This window comes from Sinobaca sp. H24, from assembly GCF_023845525.1.
In genome coordinates this window covers 113,259-127,877 of record NZ_JALBWT010000001.1, presented here as the reverse complement: position 1 = coordinate 127,877, position 14,619 = coordinate 113,259, and the positions used below count along the sequence as shown (strand labels likewise).

Annotated in this window: 9 protein-coding genes, 3 pseudogenes and 1 riboswitch; of the genes and pseudogenes, 9 read left to right on the top strand and 3 right to left on the bottom strand. The window is 45.7% G+C overall.

Going from position 1 to position 14,619, the window contains the following annotated elements; translation table 11 throughout:
- Positions 1 to 19: 19 nt before the first annotated feature.
- Both MMY81_RS36210 and MMY81_RS00715 read right to left on the bottom strand, forming a co-directional pair.
- Positions 20 to 1,284: pseudogene (locus MMY81_RS36210) on the bottom strand (metal ABC transporter permease).
- A 65-nt stretch (positions 1,285 to 1,349) separates the two neighbouring features.
- A pseudogene (locus MMY81_RS00715) lies at positions 1,350 to 2,090 on the bottom strand (metal ABC transporter ATP-binding protein).
- 194 nt (positions 2,091 to 2,284) lie between these two features.
- Here MMY81_RS00715 and MMY81_RS00710 point away from each other — a divergent pair.
- Both MMY81_RS00710 and MMY81_RS00705 read left to right on the top strand, forming a co-directional pair.
- The gene (locus MMY81_RS00710; protein WP_252311230.1) at positions 2,285 to 2,758 is read left to right on the top strand and encodes a hypothetical protein; all 474 of its coding nucleotides are present in this window, start codon (positions 2,285 to 2,287) and stop codon (positions 2,756 to 2,758) included.
- A 133-nt stretch (positions 2,759 to 2,891) separates the two neighbouring features.
- Positions 2,892 to 4,033: pseudogene (locus MMY81_RS00705) on the top strand (glycerate kinase).
- A gap of 296 nt (positions 4,034 to 4,329) precedes the next feature.
- Here MMY81_RS00705 and cls read toward each other — a convergent pair.
- A complete protein-coding gene (gene cls, locus MMY81_RS00700; protein WP_252311229.1) occupies positions 4,330 to 5,793 on the bottom strand; it encodes a cardiolipin synthase in 1,464 nt (487 codons plus the stop codon).
- A gap of 193 nt (positions 5,794 to 5,986) precedes the next feature.
- Between cls and coaW the strand changes: the two genes are divergently transcribed.
- From coaW to cobA, 7 genes are all read left to right on the top strand, one after another.
- Positions 5,987 to 6,832, top strand: a complete 846-nt coding sequence (coaW, locus tag MMY81_RS00695; protein ID WP_252311228.1) for a type II pantothenate kinase — start codon at positions 5,987 to 5,989, stop codon at positions 6,830 to 6,832.
- 24 nt (positions 6,833 to 6,856) lie between these two features.
- Positions 6,857 to 7,228 carry a MarR family transcriptional regulator gene (locus tag MMY81_RS00690; protein WP_252311227.1) on the top strand — a complete coding sequence of 124 codons (372 nt, stop codon included), beginning with the start codon at positions 6,857 to 6,859 and terminating at the stop codon, positions 7,226 to 7,228.
- A gap of 421 nt (positions 7,229 to 7,649) precedes the next feature.
- Positions 7,650 to 10,781 (top strand): efflux RND transporter permease subunit, encoded by a 3,132-nt coding sequence (locus MMY81_RS00685; RefSeq protein ID WP_252311226.1) that lies wholly within the window; start codon positions 7,650 to 7,652, stop codon positions 10,779 to 10,781.
- 38 nt (positions 10,782 to 10,819) lie between these two features.
- A riboswitch (TPP riboswitch) is annotated at positions 10,820 to 10,919 on the top strand.
- Between the two features lie 114 nt (positions 10,920 to 11,033).
- Positions 11,034 to 11,831 (top strand): bifunctional hydroxymethylpyrimidine kinase/phosphomethylpyrimidine kinase, encoded by a 798-nt coding sequence (thiD, locus tag MMY81_RS00680; RefSeq protein ID WP_252311225.1) that lies wholly within the window; start codon positions 11,034 to 11,036, stop codon positions 11,829 to 11,831.
- A 22-nt stretch (positions 11,832 to 11,853) separates the two neighbouring features.
- A complete protein-coding gene (thiM, locus tag MMY81_RS00675) occupies positions 11,854 to 12,690 on the top strand; it encodes a hydroxyethylthiazole kinase (protein WP_274622827.1) in 837 nt (278 codons plus the stop codon).
- A complete protein-coding gene (thiE, locus tag MMY81_RS00670; protein ID WP_252311224.1) occupies positions 12,683 to 13,318 on the top strand; it encodes a thiamine phosphate synthase in 636 nt (211 codons plus the stop codon). Before thiM ends, thiE begins: the two co-directional genes overlap by 8 nt.
- Positions 13,319 to 13,480: 162 nt before the next feature.
- Positions 13,481 to 14,617 carry a uroporphyrinogen-III C-methyltransferase gene (gene cobA / locus MMY81_RS00665; RefSeq protein WP_252311223.1) on the top strand — a complete coding sequence of 379 codons (1,137 nt, stop codon included), beginning with the start codon at positions 13,481 to 13,483 and terminating at the stop codon, positions 14,615 to 14,617.
- The last annotated feature ends 2 nt before the right edge of the window (positions 14,618 to 14,619 follow it).

Below are 14,619 nucleotides of genomic sequence, written 5' to 3'. Positions count from 1 at the left end.
GTGCCCCTCCTTTTATATACTAGATATGATCGGCGTATTCTATCGACGTCTGTTTAATCTTCAGTGACACAGGAATTTTTTTCTCAGCGGCAAGCAGAGTGTGAATGCGTTCGTTCAACAAATAATCACGCGGCTCGCGGCTGCGGCCATTTTCTGCGGATTCACTCCAGGAGCCAAGTTCTGCCTCATGCGTGATATGAATATCCTGAATCCGCCGAAGAAGCGAAGAATCATAGGCCATGCGAGTCCTGTTCCGGTTAATAGATACTGTCGGCCGGTAAGGGTGAGCAGTCCCTGTTTTTGAAGAGCCTGGATCGTTTTTTTCAAGCCCGTCTTTTGGCAGATGTGTCTGTTCTTCAAGCTCTTCCCGGGAAAAAAGAGCGCTGTACTGACCTGCAGTGTAGCGTTTCTCCAGCTGCTCATACATGGTGTCGAGAAGGAAGTTGTTTAATACGATCTGGTTATGTTTTTTATTTTCCACCATACGAAATAAGATGCCTCGCTGCGGGGCAAATAAAAAGGAGATTAAAAAGAAAGTCGTGGCAGCTACAACAATAACCGGACCAGTTGGGAGGCCGCTTATAGTAGAGCTCAACAAAGCTCCAAAAGCACCCGATAAACCGCCAATCAGACCGAGAGAACAGCCATCACTCCCAGACGGTCCGTCCAGTACCGGGCCGTAATAGCAGGTGTAATTAATAAAGCGACCATTAGAATAACCCCTACGGTCTGGATGCCGGTAATGACAACCAGCACAACCATCGAACTCAGCAGCGCGTTTAGAAAAACGTATAGGCAGTCCAATACCTCCGGCAAAAAGAGGATCAAAAATAAGAAGCTTGAGTTCTTTAAAAAATAGAAAAGAAAGAAACAGCAGAACAACGGCACTTCCAATTAAAATCTGCACATCCGCGCCGACCAGTGAAGCCGCCTGACCGAAAATAAATTCATCCAGGCCGCTGCTTTGACTGTAGCTGCCATTAGTAATCATCGTTAACAGAACAATGCCAAACCCAAAGAAGACAGAAAGTACAATGCCAATTGCTGCATCCTGCTTTATTTTGCTTTGAGAGTGTATGGCACGAATGGCGTAGACAGCCATCAGTCCGGTAAGGGCCGCCCCGCCCATTAAAGCAAGAGTCTCCCGGCCGAAGACTAAAAACCCCAGACAGATGCCGGGAGAGCTGCGTGAGCCATGGCATCGCCTACCAGACTTTCCTTACGGAGAAGAACAAAACTTCCAACAACGCCGCTTGCAAGTCCAAGCAGGGCCGCGCCGGCCATTACCCATTGAAGATTAGGGCTGGATAAAAATTGCAGCCATTCCTGCATGAGATATATCTCCTTTCTTACATATTAATATTCTCCTGCTGAATAAAAGCTAGACGACCTCCGTAGGTTTTCTGAAGAAGCTCAGAGGTAAACGTCTCACCACGGGACCGTATGCGATTAAACGCTGATTTAATAAAATGACCCAGTCAAAATATTCGGTTACTGTCTGAAGGTCGTGATGCACAACGATAACGGTTTTTCCATTTTCCTTTAATTCTTTTAAAAGGCCGATGATAGCCCGTTCTGTCGTGGCATCGACGCCGGCAAAGGGCTCATCCATAAATATACCTGCGCATCCTGTATCAGCGCTCTTGCCAGGAATACCCGCTGCTGCTGCCCTCCGGAAAGCTGGCTGATCTGCCTGTCTGCATAATCTTTCATGCCTACGCGCTCAAGTGCTTCTACAGCCAACGCTTTATCTTTTTTGAAGGACGCTTCAGCCAGCCAATCTGGCCGTAACGGCCCATCATCACAACATCAAGCGCATTAGTAGGGAAATCCCAGTCTACATTTCCTCGCTGAGGCACATAGCCGATGTTTTTCTTTTGAGAGCGTACGCTGCTTCCCATTATTTCAACGCTGCCGCTTGATTTAGGAATTAATTCAAGAACCGCTTTCAATAACGTCGATTTACCTGCACCGTTTGGTCCAACGATTCCAATCAAATGCCCCTGGGGAAGCGTGAAGCTTACATTCCGAAGGACAGGATCTTTACGGTAAGCTGCTGTTATATTTTCTACGCGCACAGCATCAGTCATGATAATGCCTCCTTATATAATGAATAAATTGATATTTTGTCTAGAGACATAAAGTTGCCTTAGGGAAAGTAGACTAAAAATACTCCCGCGTCAAATGAAAGAAGTCCGTAGTGGCGAAGCTGCCGATAATATGAGAAAATAAAGGCGTGCATCAAGTATCCTATAAAAATAGGGATTCCAAAAGGAGGAAGGGTATGAGTCAAAAAAAGCCAATTCATCTATACTTGTCCCGATATAAAGAACATTTAGCATATTTACGGGAAACTGGCCAGGAAACATCCAGCTGGAAAGAAATAAGAGATGAGGATTTGCCCGCTTTTTTAACGATTACCGACTCCGATATTGAATGGCAGACTGACATGCTTGTAAGAGATTACGCCGAAGATGGCAATTGGAAAAGCGGCGACATGCTTCATATGAACATTACACTAAAGGATGGGACGAAGTATTCCATCCATGGATATTATATAGAAGAAAAGAAGGACTGGTTTCCAAACGAAAATCCGGTTATTCATAAAAGCAGCTCCTGTGGATTCTGTCAGTCCATTATAGGGTTTGGCAAAGATAAAGAGCTGAAGCAGGAATTTTGTATGCTGCCGCTGCCGGAGAAGAAATATCTATTTGAAGAAGTGCTCAAGCGGCATGAAGCAGAACTGTATAAAGTTTAGAAGCAGCCAATCATGTGAAACGAAGCATGATTGGTTTTTTGTATACAAAGCTAATGACGACAGAATTGTTACCGGTTACAATAGTAAGGAAGATTACACAAGATGGAAAATCGCCACTTAGGAGGACCTGCATATGAAAATAGTCATCGCACCCGATTCGTTTAAAGAAAGCATGACAGCACTTGAAGCTGCAGAAAGCATGGAAAAAGGCTGGAAAGATATATTTGGAGACGAGGCGGTTATTGATATTATACCGATGGCAGATGGGGGAGAAGGTACAACGACTTCTATAGCTGAGGCGCTGGAAGCGTCCATGCATCACGTGGAGGTAACCTCGCCTAATCAGCAGAAAGTAATGGCTGAATATGCCGTGTCAAAAGACGGCCGGACAGCTGTGCTGGAAATGGCAGAAGCATCAGGCATCGGGCTGGTGAAAAAGCAGGAAAGAAATCCATTAACTGCAAGCTCTTATGGAACCGGGGAGCTCATTTTGGATGCCCTGGAAAAAGGCGTTGATAAAATTATTATAGGTATCGGCGGAAGTGCTACAAACGATGGAGGAGCAGGGATGATCCAGGCACTTGGCGGCCGGCTTTTAAACAAAGAAGGTAAAGCTGTCAGCCCAGGCGGCGCTGCGCTGGCAGAGCTCCATTCGATTGACCTGTCCGGTATGGATGAGCGTCTGCAGCGTGTAGAAATTGCCGCTGCCTGCGATGTGAAAAACCCTTTAGTTGGAGAAAACGGAGCAAGCGCTGTATACGGTCCCCAAAAAGGAGCCACTCCGGAAATGGTAAAAGAGCTCGATAACGCACTTGGTATTTTTGCGGATGTAATGAAGCGTGATCTGGGTGTAGATATAGCAGAAAGAGAAGGGGCAGGGGCTGCTGGAGGAATGGGAGCCGGGTTGATTGGATGCCTTGGAGCCGCTCTGGAATCGGGAATAGATATTGTGTTAAAGGAAACCAATTTCTATGAACGGGTAAAAGGAGCAGACTTGATTGTTACAGGAGAAGGAAAGATGGACAGCCAGACGGTTTACGGAAGACTCCCGTAGGCGTAGCAAAAGCCGCTCATTCAGTTAATGAAGGAGCTGTCGTGCTGGCTGTCTGCGGTCATCTGGGAGAAGGATACGAAGCCGTCTACGAACACGGGATTACGGCAGCGTTCAGTATGATGCCGGGTCCGCTCGATCTAAGCGACGCTTTGGCAAACGGTCCTAAATATGCGGAGAACATTTCAAGAAGCCTTGCTCTTATGTGGAAAGCATCTATTTAAAAGGCTGTGACATAGGAATTTTCTTTTCAGCTGCAAAAAAGCCGTCCCAAAAAGATATCGATGAAACATCAAGTATTTCCACCAGACGCACGCTTTCGGCAGACCGAGCCTTAAGCTAAAGAGAAAAAAACCTCTTTATCTTCACCGATGGATGGTCTGCCTGAGTCGGCGTCTGGTTTTTTTATGCTTTTCTATATAAATCAGCTTAAAAATACTAATTCTTCTATTTAAAAAGCACCTCCTACCCTTTTCATAAGGGATAGGAGGTGCTTTGTTTATCTTTTCCTAGAGTGTGTTTATAAAATAGGAGAAAGCAGATGGGCAATAGATTCTTTGAAACGAATCCAGAGTGATCGCTCTTTGTAATTGTTAAGAGTAAGGCGTGTGGACTGTTTCATATCGTCTTCGAAAATAAGAGCCATCCGCTGGCTGAACGGATGATGATAAATAAAAGCATTTACTTCAAAGTTCAGGGCGAAGCTTCGGTTGTCAATATTGGCTGTGCCGACGGAGCTGACCTTGCCATCTACAACAATCGTTTTGGCATGAATAAATCCATTGTCATAAATATATACATGGGCACCGGCTTCGAGAATGGTACCGATATGGGAATACGTAGCCCAGTATACAAAAGGGTGATCCGGTTTATTGGGAATCATAATACGTACGTCCACGCCCGACAAGGCAGCGATCCGCAGAGCATCCATCAGGCTTTGATCCGGAATGAAGTACGGAGTTTGGATATACACGGACTCTTTTGCCATTAAAATCATCTTAATATAACCGTTTTTAATCTGTTCCCATTGAGAGTCGGGTCCGCTGGAAACGATCTGAACAGCAGTGTTGCCGGCATGCGGATCTACTGCAGGAAATAATTCGTCCTGGTAATGGATATCACGTTTGTCCGGGCTTGCCTGATTCCAGTCGAGGATGAAGCGTGTCTGCAGAGCTTTCACGACATCGCCCTCCATCCGAAGATGAGTATCCCGCCAGTAGCCGAATTTGGGGTCGAGTCCCAGGTATTCATCTCCGACGTTAAATCCACCGGTATAGCCGATTTTTCCATCAATGATTACAATTTTTCTGTGATTTCGGTAATTAAGCCGAAGGTTGATAAAAGGAATCCGGCGGGGGAAAAAGATGCTGACATCCCCGCCTGCCGCATAAAATTCACGGAAAGACTTTTTAGAAATCGATCTGGAGCCCATTTCATCATATAAAATCCGGACTTTTACGCCCTCTTCCGCTTTTTTGGTCAATGCTTTAATCAGCCTTGTGCCGAGTTTGTCATCCCGAAGAATGTAGTACTGAAAATGAATATGATCTTCTGCCGCTTCAATATCTTTCATAAGCGCTTCAAATTTTTCCCCGCCGTCAATAAAGATGTTCACATCATTTTCCTGCGTCAGCACCGAGTCATTGTTTACCAGCTGCATAAAAATAAGGTCGCGGTGTTCGCGGACCGACGGGTCAATAAAGTGAAAACGCTCCTCGCGCAGAGCGGCAATCTGTGCTCGTATTAAATCCTCAATACCAATTTTCTTTATTTCTTCCCAGTCGAACAATCGCCGTCTTGTCAGGTTCTGGCCGAAAATAAGATATAAAATAAATCCAAGGAATGGAATGAAAAAAAGCACCATAACCCAGGCCCAGGTCGAGGTGGCGTCCCGACGTTCAAGGAAGATAATAATTGCTGCAAATACAATGTTTAATACAAATAAAACACTTAATATGATGGAAAAAACTTCACCTATCGTCATGCAATTGTGTCACCTCCATATATCTCCTTCCACATTTTAGCATAAGATAGAGAAGGCAGATAAAGATAATCTCCGCAAATTAGGAATAATACCATGCAAAAACGGGATATACCACTTATAATGAGTTATACGATAAAAGATACAGAGCAGTTGTTTAACGACCGCCGGCGCACGGAGAGGAGAAGCTGGATACATGAGTGATCAGTATATAGGAATCGACGGAGGAGGCACTCTTTCCAAGATTGTGTATGCCAAAGGAAACGAATGGCAGTATAGAAAAATCCCGACATCGAAGTTTCATGAGCTGCACGACTGGTTCAAAGAGACATTTGATGACCCTTATGTTCAGGTAACGGGTGGAAAAGCAGGCGCTTTAATGAAAGAACTGCCTTTTTCAGCAAAAAAAATTAATGAGTTTGAAGCAACCTGTGAAGGAGTTAAATGGCAGCTCGAAAGAAGCGGCTTGATTAATGAAACAGGAGACCGCTTTATTGTAGCGAATGTGGGAACAGGCACGTCGATTCACATGGTGGACCAGGATGCCTATGAACGAATCGGCGGAAGCGGAATGGGCGGAGGCACCCTGCTTGGACTGTCTTATTTATTAACAGGAGAAGATGAATTCGAGAAAATTCTTAAGCTTGGTGAGCAGGGAGACGGCAGAAAATTAAACGTTACAGTCGGTGATATTTATTCCCACGAACCTCCGCCTATTTCCGGAGATTTAACGGCCAGCAACTTTGGGGATCTTGCAGAAATGAAGCAGGGAGCCCACAACAAAGAAGACTGTATTGCGACCGTCGTAAGAATGATCGGTGAAACAATTACGACGATGAGCGTTCAGGCAGCCGACCGAATAGGAACAGACGCTGTTATTTATATAGGAACGACATTCGCCAACCATAATACGCTGCGGTCGATTATGACCCAGTACACGGAGCTGCGCGGCAAAAAAGCATATTTTCTGGAAAATGGAGAATTCAGCGGAGCAATTGGCGCTTTGTTAAATAAAGGATTAAGAAAAGCTGTACTGCGATAATGCAGCGGCCAGGGGTGAACAGGTATGGCATATGAAGAATATAAAGATATAATGCACAGCACGATAAAATCGCTTGAAAGTATTTCAAGAAACCTGCAGCCAAAGCTCCCACTGCTTCAAAATCTGCAGCTGACAACAAGGCAGGAAGCGATGATGATGAGATTGGTACAGGACGAAAATGTCTCTATTTCAAATCTGGCGTATTACTTAAATATTTCAAAAAGCGCGGTGAGCCAGGCATTGAACCGCCTCGAAAAAGAAGAGCTTCTGATTCGGCTTGTTAATGAAGAAAACCGTCGGGAAATGATTATTAAACTTGGACCTCAGGGAGAAAAACTGCAGGAAGAATTCCGTCTTTTGAAGATTCCTTTATCCGGGATTATATTACCCGGTTAAAGAAAGAAGAGATTGAACAAATTGACGAGACATTAAAGAAGCTGGATACAATGATAAAAGAAAACGAAGCGAAAGAATAAGGTGCAGTATATAAAAAAGCCTTCTATAGTAAACACGGTGAGCAGCATTTGCTGCTCTTTTTGCATGACAGAATCAATCTGGTGAATTCTTTGTGAAGTGGAGGAGGATTGATTGACTCTCTGCTGCAGATGCTTTAGTTTATTAAATAGTTAAGTTGCTTAACTGTTTAAGTTCTTACATACGTCAGCTGGTTTATTTACTAGCTGGACTGCTTAATATACAAATAAGAAAACAGCTTCCAAACAAGTGCGGCCAAACAAAAATATACGGACCATGGGCTTCTGTACCGAAAGTTGAGATGCCGGCATGAATGAAAACGTAAGAGGAGGAACGGTGCCAGGTGAAAATTACTGACTTATCTATCCGAAGACCGAAATTGACTATTGTAGGAATGATCCTGTTTATTTTACTTGGAGGGGTGTCATTAACGAATCTGCCCCTCCAGCTTTTTCCGGAAATTGATCCTCCTGTTGCAGCAGTTGTTACAAGCTACCCCGGCGCGAGTCCGGAAGAAGTCGAAGAGAGTGTGACCATACCTCTCGAAGAGCAGTTATCGACAATGCCGGGATTGAATAATATTACATCCACTTCTGAAGAGGGCTCGGCTTTAATTCTTCTGGAATTTTCCTGGGATACTTCCATAGATGATGTTGAGCAGGATGTTATCAGCGCCATGGGGGATGCACCGCTTCCTGATGATGCGGCTGATCCTTCTTTCCTGAAATTTGATCCCTCTATGTTTGGCATGGCACAGATTGCCGTTACCTCAGATGATATGGATGTCGTTGACTTTCAGGATGATTTAACGTCTATTCGTACAGAGCTTGAACGTGTGGAAGGCGTAGCCAATGTAGATGAATCCGGAAGAGTGACCGAGCGTTATGAGATTAACCTGAATCAAGAACAGCTTGAGCAATATCAGGTTACCCAGGAAGATGTTGTTAACGTCATTCAGTCGAACAATGTATCTCTTCCCGGCGGCACGGTAGAATCAGGAGAAAGAACCCTTACGACAAGAGTACTAAAAGAAATAGAAGTTCAGGAAGATTTAGAAGATCTGTTTGTGACGATTGATCCAGAAACGGGAGACGAGTTATTTTTATCGGATGTAGCAGACATAAGTCTCTCCCCTGAAGAGCAGAACGCTATTACACGAACAAATCAGCAGCCGGCTATGCAGCTCAATCTAATGAAGGAGACGGATGCTAACGCTGCTACCGTTTCGTCGTCCTTTAATAGTGAGCTCGATACGCTGCTTGAGGAAGATCAATACAGCAGCCTGGAATTTACAACTTTCTATGACGAAGGAGATTATATCCAGCAGTCCATCAATAGTGTGACGACCGCCCTTATCACCGGCGGGGTGTTTGCGATGCTCGTACTGTTTTTCTTCCTTCGCAACTTAAAGACCCCACTTATTATTGGGGTGGCGATACCATTTTCCGTAATCGTTACATTTGGTTTTTTATATTTTACGGATGTCGGACTCAATTTAATGACTCTTGGAGGATTGGCGCTTGGTATTGGAATGCTCGTCGATAATGCGATTGTGGTTATTGAGAATATTTACCGGCATTTGTCGATGGGCAAAACTCCTAAAAAAGCAGCGTCGGAAGGAACAAAAGAAGTGGGTGGGGCCATTACGGCATCGACCTTGACGACTGTTTCCGTCTTCCTGCCGATAATCTTTGTGTCTGGTATTGTTGGGAATATTTTTACTGAATTTGCACTTGCTGTATCCTTTAGTTTAATCGCTTCTTTGTTTGTGGCTGTTACCGTCGTACCTATGATGGCAAGCCGCATCCTGAAAGCACCTAAAGAAAACATTGAAGAAAAAAGACAGAATTCCCGCTACATGAAACGTTTGGAAAAGGCGAGTAAATGGTCGTTGAAACACCGGTTTCTCACACTGTTTATTACGCTTTTATTCCTTATTGCCGGTGGTGCGGGTCTTGCCACAACAGGTGTTAACTTTCTGCCGGCAAGCGACCAGGGCTTTTTCTCCATTGATGTAGAAACAGATTATGGCACCAATTTGGAAACTACGACAGCTGTTACAGAAGATATAGAAGCTATTTTGGATGAGGAGGGAGCAGTCGACAGCTACTTAACAATGATCGGCTCCTCCGGTGACGGCGGCTCTGCAACAGGAGGGCCTTCGGGTTCAAATGAAGCCCAGGTTATGGTCACGATGGAACCGATGGAAGACCGGGAAGAAAGCACGATCGATTTTATCGAACAAATAGAAGATGACGTAATCAACGTAGATTCCGATGCTGATATTTCCCTTTCCAGCCAGACAGCTATAGGCGGAGGAGAGGCGAATACCGTCGTCTTTACGATCAGTGATCAGAACGTAGATACGTTAAACGAGTCCACACAGTATATGGTTTCTGAGCTTAGAGACGCCGAAGGTATAAGGGAAGTAACTACATCAGATGAAGATGTCGCCCCGGAAATACAAATTGCTGTGAATGAAGAGAATGCCAGGGACAACGGCCTGGCCGCTGTTCAGATTGCTGAAAGCGTAGATAACGCAACACGCGGGCAGACCGCTACTACTGTACAAACCGCAGATAATACGACCTATGATGTAATTGTGCAGTATGAAACCGGAGAAGTGGAAACAGCGGAGGATTTAGAAACGCTGTTGATTGCCAATCAGGAAGGCGAGTATATTGAACTCGGAGAAGTAGCCGATATTGAAGAAGGCAGCGGGCCGGCCGTTATTAATCGTGATGACCAGCAGCGCAGCGTGGAAATCACGGCTGCCTACAGCTCAGATACTACATTAAATCAGGCCTCTAACACAGTAACGGAAATATATGAAAGCAGCAATGTGGCAGACAGCACTTCTCTTTCTTATTCGGGAGAACAGGAGCTGCTCGACGATGCGCTAGACAGTATGATATTTGCCTTTATTCTTGGCCTGCTGTTTATTTATCTTGTAATGGCAGGACAATTTGAGTCCTTTAAATATCCATTTATTGTTATGTTCAGCGTGCCGCTTGTGGTTATCGGAGTAAGTATAGCCCTCGCTGTCACGCAGACACCGCTCAGTGTGACGGTCTTTATCGGCCTCATTGTCCTTGCCGGCATTGTCGTAAACAATGCGATTGTGCTGGTGGATTATATCAATCAGCAGAAAGAAAAGGGAATGGCTTCCAAAGAAGCTATTGTAGAATCTGTTAAACAGAGAACCCGTCCAATCCTGATGACCGCAGTAACAACGATTCTTGGAGTGGTTCCTTTATCCCTTGGGATTGGGGAAGGTGCGGAAATTCAGCAGCCGATGGGTATTGCCGTCATCGGCGGACTAGTCAGCAGTACTTTCTTGACGCTGTTTGTTATACCGGTGCTGTACAGCTTTTTAGATAAGAATTTCCGAAAGATGAGAAAAGAAGAAAAGAAAGCAAAAAAGGAACGAAAGCGCGAAAAAAAGGGTCAGAAACAGGAAAGAACAAATGAATAATTGACAATAAAGCTTCTTCTCCCGTAACATGAAATAAAGACAACCACTAGGGGCGCATATGCTGAGATAAGGAAATTCCTTTGTCCCTCTGAACCTGATCTGGGTAAAGCCAGCGTAGGAAAGTGGAGCGTGCGTTTTTATTTGGCTTGTATAGTCAGAAAAAGCCGCTCCTTTCAAGGGGCGGCTTTTTTGTATGGACACAAACAAGCCGTCCGGATGTGGTGAGTACACATAAAAACGGAGGAACCAATAATGGGAGAAATACCAAAAGTACTATCCATAGCAGGAACAGATCCTACCGGAGGAGCAGGCATCCATGCCGATTTAAAAACATTCCAGGAGGTAGGCGCCTACGGAATGGCTGTTATAACAAGCGTCGTTGCTCAAAATACAATGGGGGTAAAGGACGTTTGGCATATGGAAGATGAAACGATTTTGAAACAGCTGGAAGCCGTGTTTGAAGATATCAGACCGCAGGCAGTGAAAACGGGTATGATCGCTCTGCCGTCCATGATTGAGAGTGTTACAGCCCGGCTGGAGCGTGAAAAACTGCCGATTATTGTAGACCCGGTAATGGTCGCGACGAGCGGCGACTCGTTAATGGATAAAGAAACGACGGAACTAATGATCAACCGGCTGCTTCCCATTACGGAAATTGTTACACCAAATATGGAAGAAGCCGAAAAGCTTACCGGAGTGAATGTCTCTACAATAGAAGAGGCGGAAAAAGCAGCCCGTGTGCTGGTCGATGATATGGGGGCAGAAGCGGCGGTTGTTAAAGGCGGCCACGCTAAAGACACGGCGGTTGATGTGTTATATTATAAGAAAGAATTTGTGCACCTGAAGGCGGAACGGTTCGATACAAAGCATACGCATGGCACAGGATGCACGTTCTCTGCGGCAATTGCTGCAAATCGGGCAAAGGGTATTCCTGTGATCAAATCTTGTGAGCTGGCTAAAGAATTTATCACAAAAGCGATCAGCCATCCGCTGAATATAGGGCGCGGAAACGGGCCTGTCAATCACTGGGGCCGTTCCTTAGAGAAATGAATAACCCTGGAGGGAAAAAGATATGATGCATTCAGAAGGAAAAAAAGTTTACAAATTGCTGCATGAAATGCGGACAACAAAGCCTTTGGTTCACAATATTACAAATGTAGTAGTAGCGAACTTCACGGCAAATGGCCTTTTATCTGCAGGAGCTTCTCCTGTAATGGCTAACGCGAAAGAAGAAGCGGCTGACATGGCGTCTGCTGCTGATGCGCTGGTACTTAATATCGGAACGCTTAACCCGATGCAGGTGGAATCAATGCTGCTTGCCGGAGCGGCGGCGAATAAAAAGGGAATTCCCGTTGTACTGGATCCAGTCGGGGCCGGTGCTACCGCCTATCGAACCGATACAGCCCGGCAGCTGCTTAAAGAAATAGATATTTCACTCATTCGCGGCAACGCAGGGGAAATTTCTGCCGTTGCAGGTCTTGAAAGCAATACCCGGGGCGTGGATTCAGGCTCTTCGCAGGTAACGACAGCTGAAACGGCAGAACGCGCTTATCAGGTACTCAAGCTTCCCGTTGTGGTAACTGGTGCGGTGGATGCAGTGACGGATGGGAATGATATGTATCGTGTTCACAATGGTCATTCGATGATGACAAGAGTGACCGGATCCGGCTGCCTGCTCAGTTCGCTGATTGGTTCTTTCCTGGCTATTACAGATGACACGGCATACGGTGCGGCAGCGGCACTCGGCTATTATGGGATAGCAGCGGAAAAAGCCGGCGGATTTGCTTCTATGAGAGGTCCCGGCACCTTTCAGGCAGAATTGTTAAACGCATTGTATCATGTGGGAGATATGGATATCCGTCAGCAGCTGACGCTGAAAAAAGAAGCACTGAAAGGCACCTATGAATAAAGAGTTACTGCTGCTTTATTTTATTATGGGGAGTCAGGACACAGAACAAAACCCGGCTGAGGTTCTCAAACAGGCGATTGCAGGCGGAATTACCTGCTTTCAGTTCCGTGAAAAAGGACCGGCTGCCACACAGGCGCTGCAAATGGAAGAGCTCGCGCGCGAGCTGCTTTCTATATGCCGGACCCACAGCATTCCGTTTATAGTAAATGACGACGTAGAGCTCGCCGTAAAGATAGGGGCGGACGGCATTCATATCGGCCAGGGAGATGAGCCGGCCTCCGAAGTGAAAAAGAAAATTCCACCGCATATGGTTGTTGGGGTTTCTGCAAAGACGCTGGCAGAGGCGGAGCGGGCTGTTCAGGATAAAGCTGATTATATCGGTACAGGTCCGATGTACGCCACTACATCTAAGGAAGACGCAGATGACCCGATCGGCCCGGAAGGTATTCAGGATTTACGCAAATTCGGGATTACTATTCCGATTGTAGGAATTGGAGGCATTACGGAAGCCAATGCAGCGCGCGTGCTGAAAGCCGGAGCAGACGGCGTATCACTAATCTCTGCTATCAGCCGGGCACCCGAACCGGAAAAAGCTGCACGAAGTCTCCGGCAGTTGATCCATAAATAAGATAGATTCGACCCGCTTCTTTCAGGAGCGGGTTTTTTAATGATTTTAATATGTATTTCATATACATAATAAAATGTGTCAGATTATCTTTCGTCATTGCAGAAATCCCCAGCCTCTTTCTATAGAATACATAATTATAAAGAAAAGCAGGAGTGAAAATAAATGAAAAAAGGCATGGTTTACTTTGTAGGAGCCGGCCCGGGTGATCCGGAGCTTTTAACGATAAAAGGGCTGAAAGCTCTTCAGCAGGCGGACGTTGTTGTATTTGACAGGCTGGTGCATCCAGCACTGCTTTTAGAAGCCGGTTCAGAAACAAAGTTTATATACTGTGGAAAAAAACCATGTGAACATACACTGCGCCAGCAGGATATTCAAAAAGAACTGATGATACAGGCAAAGAAAGGAAAATCAGTTGTTCGTCTTAAAGGCGGCGATCCAGGCATTTTTGGAAGAGTAGGAGAAGAAGCGGAAATGCTGCGCCGTCATAAAGTAGCCTATGAAATGATCCCGGGGGTAACGGCTGCCAATGCGGCTGCGCTTTATGCAGGAGTCCCGCTCACGCACCGGGACCATTCCCGCTCCCTGGCCATCGTGACAGGACATAGTAAAGATAAATCAGGCAAGCCCGACGCAGACTGGGCAAGCCTCGCTGAAGGAATGGAAACGGTCGTTTTTTATATGGGGGTGAAAAACCTTCCGTTTATCACTGCAGAATTGACTAGTCACGGAAAGAGAGAAGCGACGCCGGTGCTTATTGTTGAATGGGGAACGTGCGGCAGACAGAGGGAAGTGATCGGGACCCTTGCAGATATAGAACAAAAAGCAGCAGAGGAGCATATAGAAAATCCGTCGATCATCATCGTTGGAGAGGTAGCTGCGCTGCATGATGACCTGCAGTGGCTGGAAAAAGGCCCTCTAACCGGGCAGGGCTGTATTATTCATCATGCGACACGGCTGACAGAACGGTTGAAGGACGAGTGGGAGAAGCTGGGGGCGGAAGTATATGTGGGAAGCAGCAGATGGGGAAACCGGGAACAAACGGCTTTCAGTCACTTGAGCATGGTTGGGCACGCTGCTCATATAGTAGTGCCGGATAAAGCATCGGCTGCTGAATGCCTGGAGTATCTTCCAGCAGACCTAATAAAAGATAAATTAACCTTTTACTGCTGTACAAACAGAGCTGCTGACCTGTTAAAACAGGGCGGAGCGGAAAAAGTAAACGGTCTTCCGGAATCCGGAAGCTTTGGAAAATGGCGTCTCTTGACTATGGATAAACCTGAACTGGCCGAAATCGTCTAAGT

Coding starts and splice junctions, on each gene's coding strand:
- thiD (WP_252311225.1), top strand. CDS start 11,034: ATGGGAGAAATACCAAAAGTACTATCCATAGCAGGAACAGATCCTACC.
- coaW (WP_252311228.1), top strand. CDS start 5,987: ATGAGTGATCAGTATATAGGAATCGACGGAGGAGGCACTCTTTCCAAG.
- thiM (WP_274622827.1), top strand. CDS start 11,854: ATGATGCATTCAGAAGGAAAAAAAGTTTACAAATTGCTGCATGAAATG.
- MMY81_RS00710 (WP_252311230.1), top strand. CDS start 2,285: ATGAGTCAAAAAAAGCCAATTCATCTATACTTGTCCCGATATAAAGAA.
- cls (WP_252311229.1), bottom strand. CDS start 5,793: ATGACGATAGGTGAAGTTTTTTCCATCATATTAAGTGTTTTATTTGTA.
- cobA (WP_252311223.1), top strand. CDS start 13,481: ATGAAAAAAGGCATGGTTTACTTTGTAGGAGCCGGCCCGGGTGATCCG.
- MMY81_RS00690 (WP_252311227.1), top strand. CDS start 6,857: ATGGCATATGAAGAATATAAAGATATAATGCACAGCACGATAAAATCG.
- thiE (WP_252311224.1), top strand. CDS start 12,683: ATGAATAAAGAGTTACTGCTGCTTTATTTTATTATGGGGAGTCAGGAC.